General features: G+C 68.5%; 22 protein-coding genes and 1 pseudogene. 8 read left to right on the top strand and 15 right to left on the bottom strand.

All coding sequences use genetic code 11. The features are described from left to right. Positions 1-199 precede the first annotated feature (199 nt). Genes OHS03_RS12755 through OHS03_RS12770 form a run of 4 tightly spaced genes read right to left on the bottom strand, consistent with a single transcriptional unit; the run spans position 200 to position 3,683 of the window. Positions 200-700 (bottom strand): MTB12 C-terminal domain-containing protein, encoded by a 501-nt coding sequence (locus tag OHS03_RS12755; RefSeq protein WP_328662922.1) that lies wholly within the window; start codon positions 698-700, stop codon positions 200-202. Between the two features lie 29 nt (positions 701-729). Beyond that, positions 730-1,512 (bottom strand): enoyl-CoA hydratase, encoded by a 783-nt coding sequence (locus tag OHS03_RS12760; RefSeq protein WP_056815067.1) that lies wholly within the window; start codon positions 1,510-1,512, stop codon positions 730-732. A 10-nt stretch (positions 1,513-1,522) separates the two neighbouring features. Further along, positions 1,523-2,701 carry an acyl-CoA dehydrogenase family protein gene (locus tag OHS03_RS12765; protein WP_328662923.1) on the bottom strand — a complete coding sequence of 393 codons (1,179 nt, stop codon included), beginning with the start codon at positions 2,699-2,701 and terminating at the stop codon, positions 1,523-1,525. Further along, positions 2,685-3,683 (bottom strand): acyl-CoA dehydrogenase family protein, encoded by a 999-nt coding sequence (locus OHS03_RS12770; RefSeq protein WP_328662924.1) that lies wholly within the window; start codon positions 3,681-3,683, stop codon positions 2,685-2,687. The genes OHS03_RS12765 and OHS03_RS12770 overlap by 17 nt, the downstream gene beginning before the upstream one ends. 175 nt (positions 3,684-3,858) lie before the next feature. On the opposite strand from OHS03_RS12770, the gene OHS03_RS12775 reads away from it, so the two are divergent. Then, the gene (locus OHS03_RS12775; RefSeq protein ID WP_328662925.1) at positions 3,859-4,512 is read left to right on the top strand and encodes a TetR/AcrR family transcriptional regulator; all 654 of its coding nucleotides are present in this window, start codon (positions 3,859-3,861) and stop codon (positions 4,510-4,512) included. Positions 4,513-4,549: 37 nt separating this feature from the next. Here the strand turns inward: OHS03_RS12775 and OHS03_RS12780 are convergent, their stop codons facing one another. Both OHS03_RS12780 and OHS03_RS12785 read right to left on the bottom strand, forming a co-directional pair. After that, a complete protein-coding gene (locus OHS03_RS12780; protein ID WP_328662926.1) occupies positions 4,550-5,695 on the bottom strand; it encodes a thiolase family protein in 1,146 nt (381 codons plus the stop codon). Further along, a complete protein-coding gene (locus OHS03_RS12785) occupies positions 5,688-7,124 on the bottom strand; it encodes a class I adenylate-forming enzyme family protein (protein ID WP_328662927.1) in 1,437 nt (478 codons plus the stop codon). Before OHS03_RS12785 ends, OHS03_RS12780 begins: the two co-directional genes overlap by 8 nt. Positions 7,125-7,177: 53 nt before the next feature. Between OHS03_RS12785 and OHS03_RS12790 the strand changes: the two genes are divergently transcribed. Next, positions 7,178-7,942 (top strand): SDR family NAD(P)-dependent oxidoreductase, encoded by a 765-nt coding sequence (locus tag OHS03_RS12790; protein ID WP_056809136.1) that lies wholly within the window; start codon positions 7,178-7,180, stop codon positions 7,940-7,942. 166 nt (positions 7,943-8,108) lie between these two features. Here OHS03_RS12790 and OHS03_RS12795 read toward each other — a convergent pair whose 3' ends face one another. The 4 genes and pseudogenes from OHS03_RS12795 to OHS03_RS12810 all read right to left on the bottom strand — a co-directional run. Continuing rightward, positions 8,109-8,876: an enoyl-CoA hydratase-related protein gene (locus tag OHS03_RS12795; RefSeq protein ID WP_328662928.1), complete on the bottom strand. Its 768-nt coding sequence runs from the start codon at positions 8,874-8,876 to the stop codon at positions 8,109-8,111. Beyond that, positions 8,876-10,147, bottom strand: coding sequence for an acetyl-CoA hydrolase/transferase family protein (locus OHS03_RS12800; protein WP_328662929.1), 1,272 nt, complete (start codon positions 10,145-10,147; stop codon positions 8,876-8,878). The genes OHS03_RS12795 and OHS03_RS12800 overlap by 1 nt, the downstream gene beginning before the upstream one ends. Next, positions 10,144-11,034 (bottom strand): HpcH/HpaI aldolase/citrate lyase family protein, encoded by an 891-nt coding sequence (locus OHS03_RS12805; protein ID WP_328664203.1) that lies wholly within the window; start codon positions 11,032-11,034, stop codon positions 10,144-10,146. Before OHS03_RS12805 ends, OHS03_RS12800 begins: the two co-directional genes overlap by 4 nt. Before the next feature lie 39 nt (positions 11,035-11,073). Further along, positions 11,074-12,219 (bottom strand): annotated as a pseudogene (locus OHS03_RS12810) (CaiB/BaiF CoA transferase family protein); the annotation flags it as partial. A 166-nt stretch (positions 12,220-12,385) separates the two neighbouring features. On the opposite strand from OHS03_RS12810, the gene OHS03_RS12815 reads away from it, so the two are divergent. The 5 genes from OHS03_RS12815 to OHS03_RS12835 all read left to right on the top strand — a co-directional run bounded on the left by OHS03_RS12815 (position 12,386) and on the right by OHS03_RS12835 (position 18,731). Then, positions 12,386-13,927: a class I adenylate-forming enzyme family protein gene (locus OHS03_RS12815; protein ID WP_328662930.1), complete on the top strand. Its 1,542-nt coding sequence runs from the start codon at positions 12,386-12,388 to the stop codon at positions 13,925-13,927. 10 nt (positions 13,928-13,937) lie between these two features. Next, complete coding sequence (locus OHS03_RS12820) at positions 13,938-14,723, top strand: SDR family NAD(P)-dependent oxidoreductase (RefSeq protein WP_328662931.1); 786 nt, start codon at positions 13,938-13,940, stop codon at positions 14,721-14,723. 55 nt (positions 14,724-14,778) lie between these two features. Continuing rightward, entirely contained in the window at positions 14,779-15,783 is a 1,005-nt protein-coding gene (acuI, locus tag OHS03_RS12825) for an acrylyl-CoA reductase (NADPH) (protein WP_328662932.1), read from the top strand. Positions 15,784-15,796: 13 nt separating this feature from the next. Then, positions 15,797-16,993 (top strand): MaoC family dehydratase, encoded by a 1,197-nt coding sequence (locus OHS03_RS12830; RefSeq protein WP_328662933.1) that lies wholly within the window; start codon positions 15,797-15,799, stop codon positions 16,991-16,993. A 76-nt stretch (positions 16,994-17,069) separates the two neighbouring features. Next, a complete protein-coding gene (locus OHS03_RS12835) occupies positions 17,070-18,731 on the top strand; it encodes a class I adenylate-forming enzyme family protein (protein WP_328662934.1) in 1,662 nt (553 codons plus the stop codon). Between the two features lie 12 nt (positions 18,732-18,743). Here the strand turns inward: OHS03_RS12835 and OHS03_RS12840 are convergent, their stop codons facing one another. The 5 genes from OHS03_RS12840 to OHS03_RS12860 are packed head-to-tail and all read right to left on the bottom strand — an operon-like array spanning position 18,744 to position 23,899. Further along, entirely contained in the window at positions 18,744-19,850 is a 1,107-nt protein-coding gene (locus OHS03_RS12840; RefSeq protein ID WP_328662935.1) for an acyl-CoA dehydrogenase family protein, read from the bottom strand. After that, entirely contained in the window at positions 19,850-21,016 is a 1,167-nt protein-coding gene (locus OHS03_RS12845) for an acyl-CoA dehydrogenase family protein (RefSeq protein ID WP_328662936.1), read from the bottom strand. The genes OHS03_RS12840 and OHS03_RS12845 overlap by 1 nt, the downstream gene beginning before the upstream one ends. Beyond that, entirely contained in the window at positions 21,013-21,795 is a 783-nt protein-coding gene (locus OHS03_RS12850; RefSeq protein WP_328662937.1) for an enoyl-CoA hydratase/isomerase family protein, read from the bottom strand. The genes OHS03_RS12845 and OHS03_RS12850 overlap by 4 nt, the downstream gene beginning before the upstream one ends. Further along, a complete protein-coding gene (locus tag OHS03_RS12855) occupies positions 21,792-22,742 on the bottom strand; it encodes an acyl-CoA dehydrogenase family protein (protein WP_328662938.1) in 951 nt (316 codons plus the stop codon). Before OHS03_RS12855 ends, OHS03_RS12850 begins: the two co-directional genes overlap by 4 nt. Beyond that, the gene (locus tag OHS03_RS12860) at positions 22,739-23,899 is read right to left on the bottom strand and encodes an acyl-CoA dehydrogenase family protein (protein WP_062980646.1); all 1,161 of its coding nucleotides are present in this window, start codon (positions 23,897-23,899) and stop codon (positions 22,739-22,741) included. The genes OHS03_RS12855 and OHS03_RS12860 overlap by 4 nt, the downstream gene beginning before the upstream one ends. Before the next feature lie 118 nt (positions 23,900-24,017). On the opposite strand from OHS03_RS12860, the gene OHS03_RS12865 reads away from it, so the two are divergent. Then, positions 24,018-24,821, top strand: coding sequence for a FadR/GntR family transcriptional regulator (locus OHS03_RS12865; protein WP_063055734.1), 804 nt, complete (start codon positions 24,018-24,020; stop codon positions 24,819-24,821). Positions 24,822-25,310: the final 489 nt, after the last annotated feature.

The following is a 25,310-nucleotide window of genomic DNA, read 5'->3' on the forward strand; positions in this document are numbered from 1 at the left end:
CTCCTCATCGAACGAAGCGCCTGTGGTCGACGCTCTCCATATCGGAAATCATCTTCTCACTCAGAGAGAATAAAGTTAACACTTTGGCGAAAGATCGATGGCGAATCCTTGCCGCGGTGGTCGACAGCGTTCGCCACACCCCGCGCACACGTGTGGCGCCCAGCGGAAAACCGCTGAGCGCCACACTATTTCGGCTACCTCAACAAGCCGGCGAGGTACCGCCCTGAATCGCCATCAACGCGCAGTAGGTGGCCGCGGCGACCTTCCACTGGCCGCCCTCACGCACCGCCTGACCGGTCTGATCGGGAAGCACCGGGGTGCCGTTCATGAGCAGCGAATAGGTGACGTCGGCATTGTCGGCGTCGATCAGCTTCACCCCGCCCACGGTGACCGAGGTGCTCTGCGCCTGCGGGTTGGCCGCCTGGGCCTGCAGCAGCGGGGTGAACGCGGCACCCTTCTCGACGACCGCGACCTTCTTGTCCGCCGGCGCCTTGCCGTCGAAGAACAGCACGTAGGCATCGGTGATGGATTTGACCGCAGCCGGGTCGGCCGCCGCGGTCGCGGCCGAGGTGGCGACCGCCGATGTGGTCGACGAACTACTGGACCCCTCGTCGTCGGAGCCACAGCCGGTGACCGTGACGACGGCGATCAGCACGAGACCGCAACAGGCCATCGCCTTGTGGCGCAGTGTATTTCGCATTGGTGGTACCTCTCTTCATGAGCGACGGATCACTCGATCTTCTGTTTCATCTCGTCCAGCGCCATCAGGATCGGAAAGCCGTTCACGCTCAACGCGTTCCCGTGACCGGTCGAGTGCACGTCGAAGACGGACTGAATGGCGGCGTAGAAGCCCTGGACGTCGAGCGTCTGGTTGACCGCGCGTTTGGCCTGCCGCAAGCCGAACGACGGCATCGCGGCGATCCGGGTCGCCAGCGCGCGGGTCTGCTCGTCGAGCTCCGCGCGCGGCACCACCTTGTTCACCATGCCGACCTGTTCGGCCTCCGTCGCGGTCACCGCGCGGCCGGTGAACAGGATCTCCTTGGCCTTGCGCGCGCCGAGTTCCCAGGTGTGCCCGTGGTATTCGACGCCGCCGATGCCCATGAGCACTACCGGGTCGGAGAACAGCGCGTCGTCGGCGGCGACGATCAGGTCGCACGGCCAGCACAGCAGGAGTCCACCGGCGATGCAGCGTCCCTGCACCGCGGCGATCGACGGCTTGGGCACATTGCGCCAGCGCAGGGAGTATTCGAGGTAGCGTCGGCTCTCGTTCTGGTAGATCCACTCCAGGGTGATGTCGTCGGAGGAGGGCCAGCGATCTTTCAGATCATGACCGGCCGAGAAGTGTTTACCCTCGCCGCGCAACACGATCACCGCGACCTCGGGATCCTGAGCGGCGCGGGTCCACGCGGCGTCGAGTTCATCGAGCAGGTCCGAGTTCTGGGCGTTGGCCGCCTCCGGCCGATCCAGGGTGATGGTCGCGATCTTGTCGGCGACTTCGTAGCGGATGTACACAGCGAGCTCCTCAGCTCCGAGGGAGACCGAGCACACGCTCGGCGATGATGTTGCGTTGGATTTCCGAGGTGCCGCCGGCGATGGTGCCCGCGAAGCTACGCGCGTAGCGCTCGAACCAACTGCACGAGAAGTTGTCCAGATTCAGCGGATTGAACGGCGCGGTCATGGCCGGGTGTACGAGCCCGTCCGAGCCCGCCGCGAGCAAGGTCTGCTCCGCCGCGCTCTGCACGGCCTCGGAGCCGAACACCTTGAGCACCGACAGCGCGGCGACGTCCTGGTCGCCGCGGGCCGCGCGAGCCAGTGCCGCCGAGCCGAGCAGGCGCAAGGCCTGGTTGTCCATGACCATCGTCGCGTAGTGGTCGCGCTCGAGCACCGTGCTCGGTCGGAAGTCTTCGATCAGTTCCCGCAGCCGCTCGGCGAAGCTGAGCCACAGCAGCGTGCGCTCGTGGCCGAGGGAACCGTTGGCCACACCCCAGCCACCGTGCAGCGGGCCGACGAGGTTCTCCGCGGGCACCACCACGTTCTCGAAGAACACCTCGTTGAAGTCCAGGTCGTGCGGTCCGCAGATCGAGGCGAACGGCCGCCGCGTCACCCCCGGGGTGTCGGTCGGGATCAGCAGCACGCTGATCCCCTTGTGTTTGGGAAGGTCCGGGTCGGTGCGGACGAAAGTGAGCAGCACGTCGGCGTCGTGGGCGCCGGAGGTCCAGACCTTCTGCCCGTTCACGACGAAGTGGTCGCCGTCGAGCACGGCGCGGGTCCGCAGACCGGCCAGATCGGACCCGGCGCCCGGTTCGCTCATGCCGAGCGCCGCGGTGATCTCGGCGCGCAGGATTCGCACCGCCCAGTTCTTCTTCTGCTCTTCGGTGCCGAAGGACAGCAGCGAGGCGGCGATGATGCCGAGCCCCTGGGGATTGAAGCTGTGATACATGTGCCGCTTGGACAGCTCTTGCAGGTGCACGTACTGCTGCACGAGGGTCGCGTTGCGGCCGCCGTATTCCGGGGCGTTGCCGGGAAGCAGCCAGCCGCTGTCGAATTGGCGACGCTGCCACTCGCGAGCCCAGCCGGGAATATCGGCGCTGGAACCAGCCCGGTCCGCTCCCGCGACCGCCGCGTCGGGCAGGTTCTCGTCCAGGAAGGCCACGAATTCGGCCCGGAAGGCTTCGACGTCGGCGTCAAAAGTCAGTTGCACGGTACTCCTCGGCGATCAGCGCCCGATGCGTGTGCGCGCCGCCGAGCAGCAGCTCGCCGGCCTTGGCCCGCTTGAGCGCGAATTGCAGGTCGTTTTCCCAGGTGAAACCCATGCCGCCGAACAACTGCACACCGTGGCGGAACACCAGGGACTGGCATTCACCGGCGGCGGCCTTGGCCATCGAGGCCGCGATCCGGCGGCGTGGATCATCGGCGGCGATGGTCAGCGCCGCGAAATAGGCCAGCGCCCTTGCCCGTTCGATGGCGATCTCCATGTCCGCGGCCTTGTGTTTGACCGCCTGGAACGAGCCGAGCGCGACACCGAACTGCTGACGCGTGCGCACATGCTCGAGCACCAGGTCCAGAATGCGCTGACAGGCACCGACCGTGGTCAATGCCAGACCGGTCAGCGCGAGATGGCGAGCGCGTTCCGGCACGCTGGTGACACGGCGGTCATCGCGCACCCGTACCCCGACGAAGCTCACGTCGGCGAGGTGCAGGACCGGGTCGAACACCGCTGTGCGCCGGGCGATCGCCTCGGAAGCTTCCACGACGAACACCCCGACATCGGTGACGACCGCGAACTGCTCGGCTCGATCACCGTCGAGGACATGGTGGCCGGTGCCGTCGAGCACCCAGTCCGAGCCGTCGCGTTGCACCGTGACACCGGTGAACACGGCCGTCCCCGAGCGAGGGCCCTGCGCGAATTCCGCCGCGAGCGGGGCGAACTGGCTCATCGTCGCCAGATAGGGCGTCGGGTCGGTGGCCCGGCCCAGCTCTTCGAGCACGATAGCCAGTTCCACCGCGTCGGTGGCGTCGGTCAATTCGGTCCAGCCCAGCTCGACATAGGTATGCCACAGCGGGGCCGGATCGGCGTCCTTGTCCGCGACCGCACGGATCAGTGCGGGCGGACACTCCTTGGCGAGAACGGCGCGGACAGTCTCCTGCCACAGCCGTTGATCGGAGTCGAACTCCACGAGCATCCGGAGGGCCTCCTTGTCGGCTAATGTCGTTAACAACACGGAGAATAGCATTCTCTTATGAAGAAAGTAATGGTCTCCAAGATCGCGGACACGCAGGGCTGACCACCGATGGATATGACGTTCTCCGGTACAGTGCATCCATGTTCTGCACACATAACCGAGGATGGAGGCGACCGTGACCAGCGTCAGCGAAGAGCCCGCCTGGAAGCAGCGGGCCGTCGAGCGGTCCATCCGCGGGGCGAAACTGCGGGCCGAGCAGCGGGTGCAAAAGTTCCTCGACGCGGCGCAGGCCATCATCACCGAAAAGGGCACCACCGACTTCACCGTCCAAGAAGTGGTCGACCGTTCGCGTCAGTCACTGCGCAGCTTCTACCTGCAGTTCGACGGCAAGCACGAGCTGTTGCTCGCCCTGTTCGAGGACGCGCTGAACCGGACGGCGGATCAGCTGGCGGCGGCCGCCGAGGGCAAGACCGAGCCGCTGGACCGCCTTCGGGTCACCGTCGAATTGCTGTTCGAACTGTGTAGGCCCGACCCGGTCGCGCAGCGTCCGCTGTTCACCGATTTCGCGCCGCAACTGCTGGTCTCGCATCCCACCCAGGTCAAGATCGCGCACGCGCCACTGCTGAGCCTGTTCAGCGACCTGATGGAACAGGCCAAGGAGGCCGGTGCGCTGCGCGATGACCTCAACCCGCGCCGCATGGCCGCCGTGGTGATGCAGACGGTCATGTTCACCGCACAGTCGGCGGGCGGCACCGACGAGGACACCGCGCACCCGATCACCGCGGGTGAAGTCTGGGACTTCTGCGCGTTCGGGTTCGCCAAAGCATGAATCGACCGGGTGGCCGATGCGGCCACCCGGTCCCCGATCACGGCGCGGCTACCTCGATGACTGTCGCCGAACCCATTCCGCCGCCGGCACACAGCGCGGCGATGCCGAAACCGCCACCACGCCGCCGCAATTCGTGCACCAGGGTGGCGATCATCCTGGCGCCGGTCGCCGCGACCGGATGACCGAGCGAGCATCCACTACCGCTGACATTGACCAGGTCCGGGTCGATGTCGAGTGCCTTGATCGTGGCCAGCGGCACCACGGCGAACGCCTCGTTGATTTCGAACAGACTCACCTGGGACAGCGAAATACCGGCCCGGGACACAGCTTTCGCGATCGCCTCGATGGGCGCCAGCCCCGTGACAGCCGGGTCGACCCCGACCGATGCCCAGGCCCGGATCACACCGAGCGCGGGCAGCCCGAGACGATCGCTGGCGATGGCCAGCGCCGCGGCGCCGTCGTTGGCGCCCGCGGCATTGCCCGCCGTGATGCTGAAACCCTCGATCTCCGGGTGCAGAACCTTCAACCCGGCCAGCTTCTCCAGCGTGGTGTCGCGCCGTGGGTGCTCGTCGACCTCGAACAGGCCGTGCGGGGTCTTGATCGGCACGATCTCGTCGGCGAAACGCCCCTCGTCGATGGCGGCGATGGCATTGCGGTGCGAGCGCAGCGCCCAGGCGTCCATTTCCGCGCGCGAGATACCGGCTTTGACCGCCGCGTTCCAGCCGACAGTGATGGACATGTCCAGATTCGGCGCATCCGGACGATCGGGGTGACTCGGTGAGGTCCAGGGCTCGAGCCATTCGTCCTCGCCCACCCGGAAACGCAGGCGCGGCGCGGTGGAGTCGGAGTTCACGCCACCGGCGATGACGAGCCGGTCCATGCCCGCGCGGATGCTCGCCGCGGCGGACTGCACCGCCGCCATCCCCGCCGCGCAGTGGCGGTTCGTGGCGAGGCCGGGCACTGTGGTCAGCCCGGCGGTGACCGCGGCGTGCCGGGCCAGCACTCCGCCGCCGTAGCGGCCTTCCCCGAGAACGACGTCGTCGATTCGGCTCGGATCGAGGCCGTCAGCCACGGCGGCGACTACATGATCGGCCAGCGTGAAGGCGTCGGTATCGCGCAGTGTCCCCTTCCGTGCGGTCCCGATGGGCGTGCGTAGCGCGGAGACGATGACTGCTTCAGGCACGGGTGTCCTCCAATTCGGCAACAAGGTTGCGTCGCAATAGTTTTCCGGTGTCGGTCTTGGGCAGCTCGGTGCGGAACACGATGACGTCGGGTGTCTTGGACGAGCGCAGCCGCTCTTTGACCCACTGTTTGATCCGCGCTTCGTCGCCGACCCCGACCACCACCGCGACCAGGCGCTGACCCCATTCCGGATCGGGCACGCCGACGACCGCGGCTTCGGTGATGCCGGGGTATTCGAGGAGCACGTCCTCGATCTCGGCCGGTGCGATGTTCTCCCCGCCTCGGATGATCGTGTCGTCGGCGCGACCCTCGATGAACAGGTAGCCGGCGTCGTCGAGCTTGCCGAGATCGCCGGTGGGAAACCAGCCGTCGGCGTCGAGGGCGCTGCGTCCGCCGTATTCACCCGAGATCTGTTCACCACGGACGAAGACCAGCCCGGGCTCCCCCAGCGCTACGGGTTCATTTGCGGCACTGCGGATCTCGAACTCGATGCCGGGAAGGGCACGACCCACCGAGCCGAGCCGGTCGCGGACGAGCGGGTCGTCGGAGGTGGCGGCGGCACGGTGATCCTCCGGCCCGAGGACCGCGACGGAAGACGCGGTCTCGGTGAGTCCGTAGGCGTTGACGAAACCGGTCTCGGGGAACACCCGAAGCGCGCGGTCCAGGACCGGGCGCGGCATCCGGGAGCCGCCGTAGGCCAGCGTCGCCAGGGTCGGGGTGCCCGCGTCGGGCCCCTCGACCTCGCCGACGATGCGGGCCAGCATGGTCGGCACCAGCATCGCCTGCGTGATCCGTTCCCGGCGAACGGTCGCCAGCCACTCGGCGGGGTCGAACGCGGACAGGTAGACCACCCTGCGTCCGGCGTAGAGGTTCGAGAGCAGATTCGTCAGCCCCGCGATGTGATACGGCGGCACCGACACCAGCGTCGCATCGGTGGTCGCGGCGGCGCCGAATTCCACGGTATTGAGCAGGTAGGCCATCAGATGCCGGTGCCGCAGCAGCGCCGCCTTGGGCGCGGAGGTGGTGCCGCTGGTGTAGAGGATCACCGCCACCGAGTCCGCGTCCCACGGTGTCGGCAGCTCCAGCGGGCCCGGCTGCGCGGGGTCGACGGCCACCAGGGCGTCGAGGTCCTCCGGTCGCAAGATCAGCGCGCCCGGATGTCGTTCGAGCAGTGCGCTCAGCTGGGCATCGCCGAGCCGGTAGTTCAACGGCACGAACGGCACACCGGCCAGCACGGCGCCGAACAGGGCTACCGGATAGGCCAGATGGTTCGTGCCCAGATACAGCACCGCGGGGTGCTCATGGAAGCGAGGGGCCGCTCGCCGGGCGCGGTCGAGCAGGTCTGCCGCGGACAGCGAGCGGTCGTCGACCGTGATCACCGATCGACTCCCGGCCGAGGCGGCCATGTCTAGGATCATGCCAATGTTCATGAGAACATTATTCTCACAGCAAGAGAGTGTTAATTTCAAGAGAGGGAAACAACATGGATATCAGTGGTAGTTCCGCCATCGTGGTCGGCGGCACCGGCGGGCTCGGGGCAGCCACCGTCCGTCGCCTGCACGCCGCGGGGGCGAAGGTGGTCGTCGCCGACGTCGCCGACGACAAGGGCAAGGAACTCGAGGACGAACTCGGCATCCGCTACGTGCACACCGATGCCACCAGTGAGGAGTCCGTTCAGGCCGCCATCGAGGAGGCGCAATCCCTCGGCCCACTGCGGATTTCGGTCGACACGCACGGCGGTCCCGCCAGCGGCGGACGACTCGTCGGCAAAGACGGCAGCCCCCTCGCGCTCGACGGCTTCCGCACCACGATCGAGTTCTATCTGACCGCCGTGTTCAATGTGCTGCGACTCTCGGCCGCCGCCATCGCCAAGCAGGAACCACTCGACGAAGGCAGCCGCGGCGTCATCATCAACACCGCCTCGATCGCCGCCTACGAGGGTCAGATCGGTCAACTCCCCTACGCCGCGGCCAAGGGCGGCGTGGTCGGGATGACCCTGGTCGCGGCCCGCGACCTGTCCCCGTTGGGCATTCGCGTAGTCACGATCGCCCCCGGCACCTTCAACACTCCCGCCTACGGCAAGGCGGCCGAGCAGCTGGAGGTGTACTGGAGCAAGCAGGTACCGCATCCCAAGCGGATGGGGCAGTCGCCGGAATACGGGCAGCTGGTGCAGTCCATCATCGAGAACGACTACCTCAACGGCGAGGTGATCCGCCTCGACGGCGCACTGCGATTCCCGCCGAAATGACCACGGTCGGCACGCCTTGACGCTCGCGACGGTCGATGGAACGACTACCGAGGGCATCCGAACCGGGCTGAGGGAACCGCATTCCCCTCGCCCGGATTCGGCCCACGGGCACGTGCCGAATTTCCCGGTGCACCAGCCGAATTGGTCATGGCATCAGCCGAATACCTCAGCGGCCCAGCCAGATCGGGGTTCGCTTCTCCGCGAACGCGCGCGGACCTTCCTGCGCGTCGGCACTGTCGTAGCACTCGACGGCGGCGGTCTTGGCGGCCCGCAGCGCGTCGGACCGCCCCATCTCGGTGGCCAGCATGACCGTGTCCCGCGCCGCCCGCACCGACAGCGGCGCGCCGCGCAGGATCTCGGCGGCCAGTTCCAGTGCCGCCGTCAGGACCGCGCCCGGCTCGGCGAGTCGGTTGACGAGGCCGACCTCGTAGGCGCGTCGCGCGGTGATCGGCGCGCCGGTGAGCAGCAGTTCCATCATGATCCGCTGCGGGATCATATGAATCAGCGGCGCGGCCCACGGCGAGCTGCGCCCTACTTTGACCTCGGTGATCGCGAACGTCGCCGCCGTGCTCGCCACGCACAGGTCGCAGGCCTGGGCGATCATCCAGCCGCCGGCGAACGCGGCGCCGTTGACCGCGGCGATCGTGGGCTTGGACAGCTCGACGGTGTCGTAGGGCAGCGGGAACATCTCGGGTGGCGGCACCCGCATCCCGGTGTCCACCATCTCCTTGAGATCGCCGCCGGCGCAGAACGCCTTGTCACCCGCGCCGGTGAGCACGGCGACGCGCAGCGTGGGATCGCGCTCGAAACGATCCCACGCTGCGTACAGGCCCGCGCGCACATCGGCGGCCAGACAGTTGCGGGTTTCCGGTCGGTTCAGGGTGATCACGGCGATGCCGTCGGCCCTGGCGTCGAAGAGCACGGCGTCGTTCATCAGAAACCTCGCTGCTGGATGAGGTGGGCGGCCCGGTCGAGCTCCGCCCGGAAGTCGGGATGGGCGATGGCGATCAGTCGGCGCGCACGCTCGGCCACCGACCTGCCCGCGAGTTCGGCGGCACCGAATTCGGTCACGATCACATCCACCTCGCTGCGCGCGGTGGTCACCGGCCCGGACAACCGCGCGGTGATCCGGCTGACCGTTCCGCCTTTCGCGGTGGCGGGCAGCGCGATCACGGCGTGCCCACCCGGTGAGCGCAGGCCGGCGCGGACGAAGTCCACTTGACCACCGGTGCCGCCGAGATAGGCCGATCCGCTCTGTTCGGCGTTCACCTGGCCGGTCAGATCCACCTCGAGCGCCGAATTGAGCGAAACCAGATTGTCCAGGGTCGACAGCACGGCGGCGTCGTGGGTATAGGAGGTGGCGCGCATGCCGATCAGCGCGTTGCGGTGGGCGAAGGAATAGAGCCGTTCGGTGCCGATCAGCGCCCCGGTGATCGACACTCCTGGGTCGATGCCTTTGCGCGCGTTGGTGATCGCGCCCGACTCGATGAGATCGGCGACGCCGTCGCCGATCATGCCCGAGTGCACGCCGAGATCCGTGCGATCGTGCAGGAGTCGCAGGACCGCGTCCGGCACCGCGCCGACACCGACCTGCAGGACGGTGCCGTCGCCGATGTAGTGCGCGGCGTGTCCCGCGATGGCGTCGTCGGTCGGATCGGCGGCGGTCGGCGCGACGGCGACCGGCGACCGCGAAACCCTGACGGCACAGTCGATGTCGGAGCTCGCGAGCAGCGCGCCGTGGGTGTAGGGCACCCGCTCGTTCACCTCGGCGACCACGACACGCGCCTTCGTGACCGCGGCCCGGACGTAGTCGCTGATCAGCCCGAGACTGTGGTTGCCGTGCGCGTCGGCCGGGCTCACCTGGACGAAGGCGATGTCGCACCCGATCGTGCCCGCCTCGATCATCGGCGCGACCCTGCCCACGTGGCACGGGATCACGGTCAGCTTGTGCGCCTTGGTCATCGACCGCAACGTGCCGATCGCTCCCATGCTCGACAGGGCGAAGCTGTCGGCCGTCTCGGGGGTGAACAGTCCCGAGAAGCTGGTGGCGATGAACGCCGAGAGCCCGCCGATCTCGCGGCCGCCCGCGATCAACGCTTCGACCAGGGTGGTCGGCTCACCACACGCCTGACCGATGACGATGCGGTCGCCGTGGCGCAGGTATCGACCCAGATCCAGATCCGTCACCTCGGCGCGGACGCTCACGCGCGTCCGCCCGACGCCAACAGCGCCTGCGCGCGGGCCAGGTGCGGACGATCGAGCATGGCGCCGCGATGACCGATGGCACCGACACCGGGATGGGCGGCGAACAGGTCGACGATCTCCTGGGCCGCGGCCAATTCCGCGGCCGACGGGGTGAACGCCGCGTTGATCACCTCGACCTGATCGGGATGGATGGCGAGCATGCCGCTGTAACCGTCGCGGCGCACCCGCGCGACTCTGGCGCGCAGTCCCACCAGGTCGCGGAAATCGCCCTGGATGGTCTCGACCGCCGCTACCCCGGCGGCGGTGGCGCCGAGCAGACACAGACTCCGCGCCAGCTCGTAGGTGAATCCGTAACTCCCGTCCGGGTTTCGGTTCTCGGCGGCGCCGACCGAATCGGCGAGATCCTCCGCGCCCCAGGTCATCGCGACGACCCGGGGCGCTCCCCGGTAGGAGCCGGTGGTGAACATAGCTTCGGCGGTCTCGGTCACCAACACGATGACCTTGGTCGAGCCCTGTTCGATTCCGGCGGCTGCCTCCAGCGCGCTCAGATAGTGGTCGAGGAGTTCGACATCGGCACGACCGCGCGACTTGGGCAGCATGATGCCGCCGGGCCCGGCCGGGACGACGGCCGCCAGATCGGCCAGGGTGTGCGGACCGTCGAGCGGGTTGACCCGCACCCACAGCCTGCTCGCGTCCGCGGGGCGGGCGGTGAGCAGATCGGCGATCATCGTGCGGGCCTGGCCTTTCGCCGCGTCGCGGACGGCGTCCTCCAGGTCGAAGATGACGATGTCGGCCGCGCTCGCCGCGGCCTTTTCCATCTTTCGCCTGCTGTCGCCCGGTGCGAAGAGCCAGGAACGCGCGCGAAAGGCTTCTCCGATACTGGTCATTGCTTCTCCAATTCCTCGGTCGATTCGATGGGGCTGTCTCTCGTCGAGTACTTCCGTGGTGTGGGCGCCGAGTCCGGGCGCGCCGGCGGCGATCCGGCCGGGTGTGCGGGAGAACCAGGTCGGCGGGCCCGGAAAGCGGACGGCGCCGTACTCGGTCTGGACCGTCTCGAAGAATCCGGCCGCGTTCAGGTGCGGATCGTCGAAGAGTTCGTCGAGAGTGCGGACCGGGGCGGCCGGGATGTCCAGCGCGTGCAGCAGATCGAGCCATTCCTGCGTCGTGCGCTCGGCGAAGGTCTCGCTCAGCAGGCCGTAGACGGTGTCGATCCGGGCCGCGCGCTGGGCGAGGGTGGCGAAATGCGGTCCGGCCCACGGCGGCTGGACGGCGTCGACGAACGCCGACCACTGCTTGTCGTTGTAGACCAGCGCGCAGACATAGCCGCCGTCGCTGGTTCGGTAGGGCTTGCGATTCGGCGTGACAGCGCGGGGGTAGACGGCGGGACCGAGCGGTGGGCTGAACAGCGCGCCGTTGGCGTGTTCCACCAGCATGAACGCGGCCATGGTCTCGAACATGGCGACTTCGACCTCTTGGCCCTCCCCGGTCCGCTCCCGATGGAACAGCGCCATGGTGGTGGCGTACAACGCCGTCAACCCGGCCACCTTGTCGGCCAGGATGGTGCCGACGTAGCCCGCCGTTCCGGTCAGCTGCTCCTGCGCGGAGAGCAGGCCGCTCTCGGCCTGGATGGTGTCGTCATAGGCGGTGAAGTTCGCGTAGGGGCCGCGCCGACCGTACCCGTAGCAGTTGGTGTAGACGATCGACGGATTGATCGCCGACACCGCGGCGTAGTCGAATCCGAGTCCGGCGATCGCGGTGGCGCGCATCGAATGGACGAACACGTCGGCGTCGACGATCAGTGCGCGCAACGCGTCCTTGCCCGACTCCGATCGCAGATCCAGGACCACGCTGCGTTTGCCCCGGTTCACATTGACGAACACCCCGCCCATCGTCGGGTCGGGCCCGACCGAGATGTAGCGGGTGTTGTCCCCGGCGGGCGGTTCGATCTTGACGACGTCCGCGCCCATGTCGGCCATGATCTGGGTGCAGTAGGGGCCCATCACCATCGCGGTCAGATCGAGGACACGCAGCTCGGACAGTGGTCCGGAGCGCGTCGTTGTTCGAGGTGCCATCACGGCTCGACCTCTCCTCCGTCACAGGGAACCGGCAGCCGGGAGACGTTGGCGGCCGGGAGGATTCGGCATCGGCGGAAGCCATGTCCAGGAGCTCGCGCGCACTCCGGGACAGCGGGACCGAGCCTATAGTATGAATCATTATAAGAATAGTGAGGAAAGAATCGTGGACGACATCGACAGCCATGACCCACCGAGCTCCCACCGGCCGCGGCGCACGACCGGGACCATCGCCGCGGTACTCGACGCCGCCCGCCGCGACCGCCCAGACGCCGCGGCGGTGGAAGCGGTTTCCGGTGTCTGGACCTATGCCGAACTCGACGATCGGGCCGACCGGGCCGCGGGGGCGCTGTGGTCGCTCGGTGTGCGCCCCGGCGACCGGGTCGCCGCCTGCCTGCCCAACGACCTCGACATCGTCGCGGCGTTTCACGGCGCGCAGCGAATCGGCGCGATATGGGCGGGGATCGGCGAGGCACTCACGGCGAGTGAGCAGCGCTACCTGGACGACCTCTGCGCTCCGATGGTCGTACTCGCGGGGGCACAGTGCCGAGTGACCTCGTCCGCGTGCGTCGATTCCGACCGATGGGCGGAGCTGATGACCACCGGCGCGGTGGCACCGCCCGTCGAGACCGAGGTCGACGCGCCTGCCGCCATCGCCTTCACCAGCGGCACGTCGGGACAGCCCAAAGCCGTGGTGCACAGCCAGCGCAACCTGCTCCTGCCCGGCGCGGCTCTCGTCGCCACGCGTGGCTGGGGCCCCGAACTGCGCAAGGGCGACAGCTTTCCGCTCACCATTCTCAACCTCATGGTCCTGTCCACCCTGCTCACCGCACAGGCGGGCGGCTGCGCAGTGGTGATGAACCGCCGCGACGTCGACGGCGTCGCCGATTGGATCGCCACACGGCGGATCACCGTGTGGAACGGCGCGCCCGCTCAGCTCTACGATCTCGCCCGACGCCCCGATCTCGATCTCAGCTCACTCACCGAGGTGTGGAGCGGCGGCGGCGACACCCCGGAATCACTGCGCCAGGCGTTCCACGCGGCGCACGGGCTCCTCCCCCGCGTCACCTATGGCCTGACCGAGGCGCCGACCGTCGTCTCCATCGACCCGCCGCGAACCCCGCCGCGTCCTGGAACCTGCGGGCAGGTGTTGCCGCAGTACACCGTCGCGGCCTACGACGACGGCCACCGGCTCCCGGCGGGCGAGCTCGGCGAATTGCACCTGAGCGGCACCACCACCGGACCATGGGCCGATCAGTGGCGACCGATGCTCGGCTACTGGGAACCCGAGGGCATCCGAGCACCGGACCCCGGTCCGATCCCGACCGGTGACATCGGAACCGTCGACGCGGACGGCTGGCTGACGGTGCTCGACCGTAAGAAGCTCGTCATCATCCGGGGCGGGGCGAACGTCTATCCGCTCGAGGTGGAACGAGTCATCGCCGCGCACCCCGCTGTCGCCAAGGTCGCGGTCTGTGGCATCGCCGACGACCGGCTCGGCCACCGCGTCGCCGCCGTGGTCGTGAGCGGCGGTGTCGCGATCGATGTCGCGGAACTGACCGCACTGTGTCGACGGGAGCTCTCGCCGTACAAGGTGCCCGAGATCTGGTCCGTGGTCGACGCCCTGCCGGTCAACGCGATGGGCAAGGTCGAGCGGACGAAACTGCCCGCACTCGCCGCCCGACGACCACACTCCACGCAAGCCTGAGGACACCGTCATGACACCCGATCGCGATACGGCCGCAAGACTTTTCGACCTCGACGGCCGTGTGGCGATAGTGACCGGCGCGTCGTCGGGACTCGGCGCAGCGGTGGCATCGACGCTGGCCGCACTCGGAGCCCGGGTCGCGGTGGTGGCCCGGCGTAGGGACCGGTTGACCGAAATCGCCGACCGGATCGACGGATTCGCCGTCGCGTGCGATCTGTCCGAGCTCGACGGCGCCGACGGACTGGAGGCGATCGTTCCCGCGGTCGTCGCCGAACTGGGTCCACCGGAAATCCTGATCAACGCCGCAGGCACGATGTTCACCACCGAACGCGCCGAGGACGAACCTGTCGACGCCATCCGCGCGACCATGGACCTCAACCTCGTCGCGCCGTTGCGGCTGTCGCAGCAGGTCTTTCCGCATATGCGCACGCTCGGGCGCGGCACGATCGTCAACATCTCCTCGATCAGCGGTCGGGTCGGCATCCCCGGCATCCCGCAGGCGTCCTACGCCGCGAGCAAGGCCGGATTATCCGGGCTCACCGCCGAACTCGCGGTGCAGTGGGCACGGCATTCGATCCGGGTGAACACGGTGGCGCCGGGCTTCTTTCGCAGCGAGATCACCGGACCGCTCTACGAGAGCGAGCGCGCCGCGGCGTATCTGCGGCGCAACACTCCGCTGCCGAAGGAGGGCACCGCCGAGGACATCGTCGGGGCCGTTGCCTGGCTTGCGAGCGACGCGGGCAGCTACGTCACCGGCCAGACGATCGTGGTCGACGGCGGCTGGACCGCACGCTGACCATTGAACAGTTAAGCATTGCTATCCTTAATAGGATTGAAGTAATGTGCTCGCCATGGACGACACGATGGCGGCGATGTTCTCCGCGGTGCTGATCGAAAAAGACGATGCGGGACGAAGAGTCGCGCTGACGAGCGTGGCCGAATCCGCGCTCCCGGACGGCACCGTCGACATCGAGGTCGAGTACTCGACGCTGAATTACAAAGACGCACTGGCGATCACCGGCAAATCCCCCGTGGTGCGCAGCTTTCCGATGGTGCCCGGCATCGACCTCGCCGGCATCGTCACCGACAGCGCGCACCCGGACTGGACCAAGGGCGACCGCGTGGTGCTCAACGGCTGGGGCGTCGGGGAAACCCACTGGGGCGGCCTCGCCCAGCGCGCCCGCCTCGACGGCGACTGGCTCGTACCGCTGCCCGCCGCGTTCACCTCCCGCCAGGCGATGGCGATCGGCACCGCGGGCTACACCGCGAGTCTGTGCGTGAGCGCTCTGCTCGACCACGGCGTGCGACCCGAGCAGGGCGAAGTCCTGGTCACCGGCGCGACCGGCGGGGTCGGCGGCATCGCGATCGCCTTGCTCGCCGCAGGGGGCTTCACCGTGGCCGCCGCGACCGGAAAGACCGAGGAGGCCGACTATCTGCGTCACCTCGGCGCGGCCACGGTGCTCGACCGTGCCGAACTGGCGGCGGGCGGCAAGCCGCTGCAGAAGGAACGCTGGGCGGGCGTCGTCGACTCGGTCGGAAGTCACACCCTGGCCAACGCCTGCGCCCAGACCCGCTACGGCGGCGCCGTCGCCGCGTGCGGGTTGGCGCAGGGCATGGACTTCCCGTCCTCGGTCGCCCCGTTCATTCTGCGCGGGGTCACCCTGTACGGCATCGACAGCGTCATGGCGCCGCGGTCGCGACGAGACGCCGCCTGGTCCCGGCTCTCCCGAGACCTCGCCCCGGAGGCCATCGAGGAGATCGTCGAGGAGATCGCCCTGGCGGACACGATCACCGCCGCCGAACGGCTCATCGCGGGCACGGTGCGTGGTCGCATCGTCGTCGACGTCAATCGATAGTTCAGGAGCAGTTGTGAGCACAAAGCCGAGCCGACCCGCGATCACCGAACTCGACCTGTCCGACGTCGATCACCGGGTCGGCCAGCCGATCGGCGGCGGCCAACTGTGGGATCCGTGCAGTACCTCCGACATCCGTCGCTGGGTGATGGCGATGGACTACCCCAATCCGGTGCACTGGGATCACGAATTCGCCCGTGAGTCCCGCTTCGGCGGACTCGTGGCGCCGCAGTCGATCGCCGTCGCCCTCGATTACGGGCACGGCGCGGCGCCCGCGTGCGTCGGCCACATTCCCGGCAGTCACCTGATCTTCGGTGGCGAGGAATGGTGGTTCTACGGCTGCCCGGTTCGCCCCGGCGACACCCTGTTCCAACAGCGCCGCTTCCACGACTACAAGGTCGCCGACACGAAATTCGCCGGGCCGACCATGTTCTCGCGCGGCGACACCACCCACACCAATCAGCACGGCGTGCTGGTGGCGCGCGAACGGTCCACCGCGATCCGCTATCTCGCCGCCCAGGCCGCCGAGCGCGGTCTCTACGAGAACCAGTACGGCACGGTGAAGAGCTGGACCCCTGCCGAACTCGCCTCGGTCGACGCGCTGCGCACCGACTGGTTGATGTCGAATCGACACGGCGTCTCGCCGCGTTTCGACGAGGTGAAGGTCGGAGACACCCTGCCGCGCAGAGTGATCGGACCGCACACGGTCGCCAGCTTCACCACCGAGTACCGGGCGTTCCTGTTCAACATCTGGGGCACGTTCGGCTGGGTCGCCCCGCCCGGCATCGCCGACCCCTGGGTGTATCAGGATCCGGGCTGGGTGGAGGGCTTCGCCTTCGACGAGGAGGGGGCCAGGATCGATCCGCGCAAGCGCGACGGCCTCTACGTCGGACCGTCGCGTGGCCATATCGACGCGGGCAAGGCCAGCGAGGTCGGGATGGCACGCGCCTACGGCTACGGCGCCACCATGGGCGCCTGGTGTACCGACTATCTCGCCTACTGGGCCGGCTACGACGGCATGGTTCGCCATTCCAAGGCGAACTTCCGCCTGCCCGCCTTCGAGGGCGATGTGACCTACTTCGACGCCGAGGTGATCGGTAAGGACGCGGAGTCGTCGTGGGGCGTTCCGATCGTGCAGATCAAGCTGCGCCTCACCAATCAGGACTTCGGCGTGCTGGTGGACTGCACCGCCGAGGTCGAGCTGCCGTTCTGACGGCGCCGAGACATACGCAGAGAGGCCGATGATGGGCGTGGAGTCCGAAACCGTATCCGCACAGGCTGTTTCGCTCGTGACGGGTCCCGATCTGAGCACCGAACCGGGACTCGGACCGCTCACGCTGCCCGGGTTCCTGCGGGAGGTGACCCAGCGATATGGCGACCGCGAGGCGGTGCTCGCGCGGACCGCCGACGGCGACATCCGCTGGACCTACAGCGATCTGTGGGAGCGGGCCGTCGAGGTGGCCATGGCGCTGCGCGCCTGCGGTCTCGGCAAGGACGGCCGGGTCGGTGTCCTGATGACCAACCGTCCCGAGTGGATCGCCGCGGTGTTCGGCACGGCGCTCGCGGGCGGCGTCGCCGTCGCCCTGAGCACCTTCTCGACGCGCGCCGAGCTGGACTTCCTGCTGCGGGAGTCCAGCGTCTCGGTGTTGCTGTTCGAGCGCACCGTGGCCGACAAGGACTTCGCGGCGGTGCTGACCGAGCTGGAACCGAAGATCGCCGTGGCGACGCCGGGCGCCCTGCACTCGGCGGAATACCCCTTCCTGCGCGGACTCGCCATGATCGGCGAGGCGGCGGCGGGCACCGCGATCGACACGTGGGACACGTTTCTCGACCGTGGTCGTGGCACCGCTCGCGAACTGGTCGAGGCCACCGCCGCGGCGGTGCGGCCCAGCGATACCGCGGTGCTGTTCTTCTCCTCGGGCTCGACGAGCACCCCGAAGGGCATCCTCAGCGCCCATGCGGGGGTGACGATCCAGATGTGGCGTTTCCAGCGCCTGTTCGGCTTCGGGCCCGCCGACGACGTGCGGTGCTGGGCCGCCAACGGTTTCTTCTGGTCCGGCAATTTCGCGCAGGCGCTCGGCTCGACGCTCGCCGCGGGCGGCGCCCTCGTCCTGCAACCGACCTTCGAGGCCGTCGAGGCGCTCGAGCTGATGGCCGCGCGGCGGGTGAACTTCCCGGTCGCCTGGCCGCACCAGTGGGCCCAACTCGAGGGCGCGCCCAACTGGGACACCGTCGATCTGAGCGGCATGCGGTTCGTGGACTTCCACACCCCGATCGCGCGACACCCGACGGTGTCGACGAAGTGGTTCGAACCCGGCCGCGCCTACGGGTGCACCGAAACCTTCACCATCGCCACCTGTTACCCGGCCGATACGCCGACCGAGGTGCATGCGGGCAGCAGCGGTATCGCGCTGCCCGGCATGACGATCAAGATCGTCGACGCGCTCACCGGGACCCTGACGGCGCGCGGCACGCGCGGCGAGATCTGTGTCAAGGGCGCCACCCTGATGCTCGGCTACCTCGGCGTCCGCCGCGAGGAGACCTTCGACGCCGACGGGTACTTCCACACCGGCGACGGCGGCTACCTCGACGAGACGGGTCGGCTGTACTGGGAGGGCAGGCTCACCGACATCATCAAGACCGGCGGGGCCAACGTCTCGCCGCTCGAGGTCGACGCCGCCCTCATCGACCATCCCGGAGTGAAGGTCACCCGCACCGTCGGCGTCGCTCATCCGACGCTCGGCGAGGTCGTCGTCGCGTGCATCGTGCCCCATGACGACGCGAGTCCGCTCGCCGAGGAGATCCGTGGCTTCCTGCGAGACCGGCTCGCCAGCTACAAAGTGCCGAGGCACGTGCTGTTCTTCGACGACGCGGACATCGCGCTCACCGGGAGCGCCAAGATCAAGTCCAGCGACCTGCGCGAGCTGGCAGAGGCCCGCCTGCGGTCGTGAGCGACTTGCCGTTCAGGCGCCCCAACGGTGCGGCGTCTGAACGGAATACCGCCGGGCCAGCCGGGCGCGATGCTGGGCGGGCGAACCGAACAGCGACCGGTTGAGCGCGGCCCGCTTGAGGTAGACGTGGATGCCGCTCTCCCAGGTGTAGCCCATTCCCCCGTGCAACTGCATCGCCTTGCCCGCGATATCCACCGCCGTCGCGCACGCGTAGGACTTGGCCATCGAGGCCGAGGTCGCCGCATCGGCACCGGAGGCACAGACTGTGTGGGCCCGCACCGCGGCGTCGACCAGCTTCGCCGCGACCGTCACCTGAACGAGCATGTCGGCACACGCGTGCTTGACGGCCTGAAAAGACCCGATGGCGCGGCCGAACTGTTCTCGCACCGCGACGTGGGCGACGGTGGCGTCGAGCATCGCCCGGCTCAGGCCGAGACTGTCGCAAGCCACCGCGACGGCGGCCCGATCACGCAACCGGCCCAGCGCATCGCACCGATAGCCGTCATCGAAGTGCCACAACGACTCCGGCGACACCGCGACATCCTCGGCGACGATGTCGCCGAGGCGCCGGGTCGCGTCGAGCACCGGTCGCTCGGTGACGAACAGCCCGCGCGCACGAGGGTCGAGGTCGACGAGCACGACCTCGCCCGCCGGATCGACGGCGGGGACCAGCAGCCGCCCCGCGCCGGGCGCGTCGAGGACGAAATCCGCCGCGCCGCGCAGCAGCGGCCCACGCGGTGAGTCCTCGATCCGAAACAGCTTCTCCTCCATGCCTTCTGCAGCCAGCGCCACGATCGGGACGACGGCGCCCACAGCGGTCTCGCGCAGGAGTCGGTCCCTATCCGGTGTCGGCACAGCCTGATCGAGAGCTCCGACAGCGAGCGCCGCGACCGCCGGGTACGGGCCGGACGCGGCGGCCCGACCGATCTCGGTGAGAACCACGGCGACCTCGGCGAAGCCGGCGTCGGCACCGTCGAACGCCGCCGATACTTCCAGCCCCGGCCAGCCCGCTTGCGCGATCGTCGCCCAGCGGGGTGCGGAGTCGGCGAGCAGCTCCCGCGCTACCGCGGCCACCTCGGCGTGCAGCTCGGCGAGGTCGTCGGTGTGGTTCGAGTTCATCATTTCCCTCTGGGCTCGCGAGGTAGGCCGAGGCCGCGCTCGCCGATGATGGTGCGCTGGATTTCGCTGGTGCCGCCCGGAATCGTCCACTCCCACGAACCGAGGAAATCCAGCATCCAGGCGCCGGACTCCCAGCCGCTCGACAGTGGCTTTCGCAACTCGGTGTGCGCCGCGAGCCCCGCCACCTCGGTGCCGAAGTCGGTCATGCGTTGCAGCAGCTCGCTGTAGTACAGCTTCACGATCGAGGCGTCGGCCGGGCCGGGCGCGGCCTCGGCGACGAAGTCGGCGCACAGGGCGCGCAGCCCGGTGAGCTCGATCTCGAGTGCCGCGAGACGGTCGAGCACCACGGGGTCGTCGAGCGGACAGCTCTCGACCAGTCGGCCGAAACCCCCGTTGCCGAGTCGCTCGGCCAGTTCCAGCATCGTCATGCCGCGTTCGGCGCCCAGGGTTCGCTGCGCGACCTGCCACCCGGTGTTCTCCCGGCCGACCAGACGGTCGGTCGCGATGACCACGTCGTCGAGGAAGATCTCACAGAAGTGCGACTCCCCCGTCGCCTGACGGATGGGCCTGACCTCGACGCCGGGTGACCGCATATCCAGCAGAAAATACGAAATGCCCTGTCGCGCGGGCGCATCGGGATCGGTGCGGGCCAGCAGCAGGCACCACTCCGCGTACTGCGCGCCGCTGGCCCACAGCTTCTGCCCGTTGACGACATAACCGTCGGGTCCTCGGCGCGCGGTGGTGGCGAGCGCGGCCAGGTCCGAGCCCGCGCCGGGCTCGGAGAAGCCCTGGCACCAGATCTCGCCGTCCAGGATGGCCGGAAGGTGACGTCGGCGTTGCTCGTCGGTCCCCGCGGCGAGCAGCGTGGCCGCCGCGTGGTGGATCGAGACGAAAGCCAGTACCAGCCGGGGTGCGTCGTGGGCGGCGAGTTCCTGATAGAGCACCACCTGCTCGGCCGACGACATCCCGCCGCCGTATTCCCTCGGCCAGTGCGGCACCGCGAACCCGCCTGCCCGCAATCGCTGGAACCAGGACTGCTGGAACTCGACGAACTCCCGGTCCGAGACGCCGGTCTGGGCTGTGCGCCAGTCGACGGGAATGTTCGTCCGGCACCACTGTCGGACCTCGGTGCGAAAGTCGTCGAGGGTCCGGGACTCCCTCGTCACCGGCTGCGCGCCTGCTCGTGCAGCGCGCGCAGCCGGTCACGGTGCGCGGCGGACTCCATGGTCGCGACCTCCGCCGCGAAACCGGCCTGCATCGGACCACCGAGCGCCTGGGACAGATACATGTTCACGATCCGTTTGGTACCGCGCACGGCCTCGGGCGCCAACGCGGCCAACCGTCGGGCCAGCGCATGCGCCTCGGTGAGCAGGGCGTCGGGGGCGGTGCTGCGGGTGGCGAGCCCGAGCTCGACGGCGGTGGCCGCGCTGATCCGATCACCGGTGAACAGGAACTCCCGTGACCGCAGGATCGGCGTGAGCAACGGCCAGAACGCGGCCCCGCCGTCCCCGGCGACCAGGCCGACCGCGACGTGCGGGTCGGCCAGATATGCCCGCTCGGAAATGAGCACCACATCGCACAGCACCGCGAGGCTGCCGCCGAGCCCTACCGCCGGTCCGTTGACCGCCGCGATCACCGGCAGCGGGAAGCGCAGCATCTCCTCGATGATCTGTGCCCCCTCTCTGATGCTCTCGTCGCGTGCGAGCGGATCGTCGAGGAACGAGGTGATCCAGTCGAGATCGCCGCCCGCGCTGAAAGCCCGGCCCGCCCCGGTCAGGATCACGACCCCGGCTTCGGGATCGGCGGCGAGCTGCCGCCAGACATTCGCGAGCGCCCAGTGCAGAGCCTTATTGACCGCGTTCAGCTCACCGGGTCGGTTGATCACCACGGTGCGGATCGGGCCGTCGCGTTCCACGATCAGTTCGTCGGGCAGGTCGTAGTTCACCCGGTCACCGCCGCGGGGTCCTCGTCGAACAAACCGGTCAGGCCGGTGCGCCCGATGCGCCGCGTCAACGCGTCGCCGGTGCCCGACAATCCGAGCGGCAAACGCCGCAGCGGCAAGCTGTAGCGCGAGAGCCACGACAGCGTCGACTCGTCGCAGAAGCCGATCGCGCCGTGCAACTGGTGGGCCACCCGGAAGACGATCTCGGCCGCCTCGATCGCGGCCGACCGCAGTGCGAGCGCGTCGTCGAGTGCCTCGGCGCGACCCACCTGGATGCTCCACAGCGCGTACTTCGCCAGCACGTCGAGACCGGTGCGCTCCACCTCGGCTTCGGTGAGCTGGAACTGCACGCCCTGCAGTTGCGCGAGCGGCTTGCCGAACTGCTCACGCAGCAGTACGTGGGCGCGGGTGAGATCCATCGCGCGGTCGAGCATGCCGAGCAATGTCCAGCACGGCAGCACCAGCCCGAGCGCCACGTCGGCCGCGCCGTCGTCGTCGAGATATCCCAGCTCGAGCGAGGTCACGAACGACGAGCCGCGTGGCGGTCGCGACGGTCCTACCGCCACACTGCTGCGGCGGCCCGACAATGTCACTGCCGCCCACCGCAATTCGAGATCGGCGACGGGCGCTTCCGGGCGGTGGTCGGCGATCACGAGCAGGCCGTCGACCTCGAGATCGACGGGCCGCGAGAGCCGTTCGGCCAGCGGATAGGGCACAGCCCAATAGCCCGCGCTACGGCACAGCGCAGCCGCCGCCTCCAGCTCGTCGGCATCGTTGCGCGGGTCGAGATCCCAGGCACCCAGTCCACTCAGCACCGGCGCGACCAGACTCGCGCGCCGCCCCGGTTCACGCTCCGCGAGCTGAACCAACTGGTCACCGCCCGCCGCTTCCAGCGCGCGCGAGGCCTGCGAGCCGAACTCGAGCGCATCCGCGCTCAGATCGATGTTCACGACACCGCCAGCAATGCTCGAGCCAGCAGAATCCGCTGCATCTCGATACTTCCCGAGGCCACGGTCGCGGCTTGCGAATAGCGCCAGTGCTCCTCGGACTCGCGGCGGAACCGTTGAAGCCCTTCATCATTCGAGGATTCGGTCGATCCGGCGTAGGCGGCGATCTCCACCAGCACCTCGGCGCTGTCCTGGTCGAGGGTGGTCACCGCGATCCGATAGGCCGCGGCGTCGCTGGGACGTACCCGGCCGACACGTTGCAGCGCGAGCACCCGATAGGCGAGCAACCGAGCCCGCCGGCAATGGGTCAGCATGCGCGCCCACCGGCCACGCAGTTCGGCGGGCAGTTCGTCCCACCGGTCACCGAGCGCCGTGGGCGCGGCGCGCAGCAGACGTTCGCACCGGGCGTAGCGGGCGATACCCACCCGCTCGAAGGCCAGCACCTCCTGGACCACTTTCCAGCCCTCGTCGACCGGGCCGAGCACATCGGCTTCGGTGACCCGCAGATCGTCGAAGAAGACCTCGTTGAGGTGGTGCGGGCCGATCATGGAGCGTATCGGGCGAACGACGATGGCCGGGTTGGACATCGGGACGAGAAAGATCGTCAGACCGGACTGCTTGCGTTCCCCGGTCGAGGTCCGGGCCAGCAGGAAGCACCACTGGGCCATCGCGGCGTAGGAGGTCCAGACCTTCTGACCGGAGATCCGCCAGCCGTCACCGTCGCGGCGGGCCGCGGTGCGCAACGACGCCAGGTCCGAGCCCGAATCCGGCTCGCTGAAACCCTGACACCAGATCACCTCCCCGCGCGCGATCGGGGGCAGATGGGTCCGCTGCTGGGCCGCGGTGCCGTGTCGCATGATCGTCGGCCCCACCCAGTTCACGCCCATGTATTGCGCGCCGCGGGGCTCGTGATGCGCCCACATCTCCTCGCGCACCACGGTCTGTTCCCAGAGCGAGGCATCGCGGCCGCCGAACTCGGCGGGCCAGGCCAGACAGAGCAGACCCCGTTCGGCGAGCAGACGGGAAAACCGCTGGGCAGCAGCGAAATCGGCCGGATCGTCGGTGAAGGCGCCCAGAAAATCAGCCGGGACGTGCTCGTCCACCAGTCGGCGCAGCTCCCCCCGCAGGTCCGCGGCAGCCGTACCCATCGTGAAATCCATGATCAGACTGTAGTTAATCCTCATAAGGATAGCAATATTTGACACGATAAGGATAGCAATACTTGAATGGTTGACCCGCGATCAATTACACTCCCGGCATGGACGATCGGCGGGTTCGTTGACCACCCCGAGACGGGGCCGGGTTCCGCAGCGCCGCATCGCGGAAACCGTCGCGGCGGAACTGCGCGACCACATCCTCTCCGACGACAACTACCGTCTCCCGACCCAGGATCAACTGGTCAAGGACTTCGGCGTCAGCTATCCCTCGATCCGGGAATCGCTGCGCATCCTGGAGACCGAGGGCCTGGTCACGGTCCGCCGAGGCAATGTCGGCGGCGCCGAGGTACACCGACCCGACGAGGTCTCGGCGGCCTATCACCTCGGCCTCGCCCTCCAGGGCGCCCGGGTGACACTGGGCGATCTCGCGTCCGGACTACAGGCGCTCGAGCCGATGTGCGCCGCCGAATGCGCCCGGCGCGAGGACCGCGCCGAGGTGGTCGTCCCTGCCCTCGAAGCCGCGGTCGACGCCTCGGCCACCATGGTCGGCGACGGCGTGGCCTTCACCCAATCCGCCCGCGAGTTCCACGATCTCGTCGTCTCGTTCACGCCGAACGTGACCGTCCGGTACGTCGTCAGCACACTCGTGGCCCTCTGGTCGGCACAGGAGCAAGCCTGGGCGGAAGCGACGACTCGACGCGGCGAGTACCCCTCCGAGGCCGACGCGCAAGACGCTGTGCGCTTCCATCGCCGGCTCGTCGACGAGATCGCCGCGGGTCGAGCGGAGGAGGCCGAGCGGCTGGCGCGCGCACACCTGGCCGCGACGCAGGCAGTGGTGCTCGAACGTTTCGACGGCGGCGTCGTCAACGCCTCGTCGGCCATGTCGCGCCAGTCGATCCAGTCCAGCCACCGCGCACGCATCTAGCCGCACCCGCGGCCCGGGTCGGACTCCCTCGACTTCACGCGTTCGAATCAAGGCCGATGCCGGTTGCCGGATCACGGCGGGGCACAACAACATTCACCCCTGCCGTGCCGTCGCTAGCGCCACGACGCTCAACGGCCGCACGCCACCGCGTTCACCCCGGCTGACGGACACCAGCCTCGCCTCGCCGCCCTTGCCGCCGGACTCGGCGCTCACTCACGCCCATATCTCCTGACAGTTCTCCCCAAAAGCGCACGTCAACAGCGGTAGAGTGCGACTTGCAAGGAATGAGATTGCGATTCTCTCTCGTCGCGCATGCTAAACAATCCTTACAAGGATAACAATACTTGTAATGCTCACCACTTACTGGCAGGCTCCGATCCACCGACGAAGTGGTCCGCATCACGATCCGGCGATCCGGCCGAGTGCGACGCCACCCCTCGCGGACCCCGACGCTCTCACCCCGGAGGAGGCCCCACCGTGACGCAAGGG

The sequence above is a fragment of the Nocardia salmonicida genome (assembly GCF_036142455.1).
Lineage (GTDB): Bacteria > Actinomycetota > Actinomycetes > Mycobacteriales > Mycobacteriaceae > Nocardia > Nocardia salmonicida.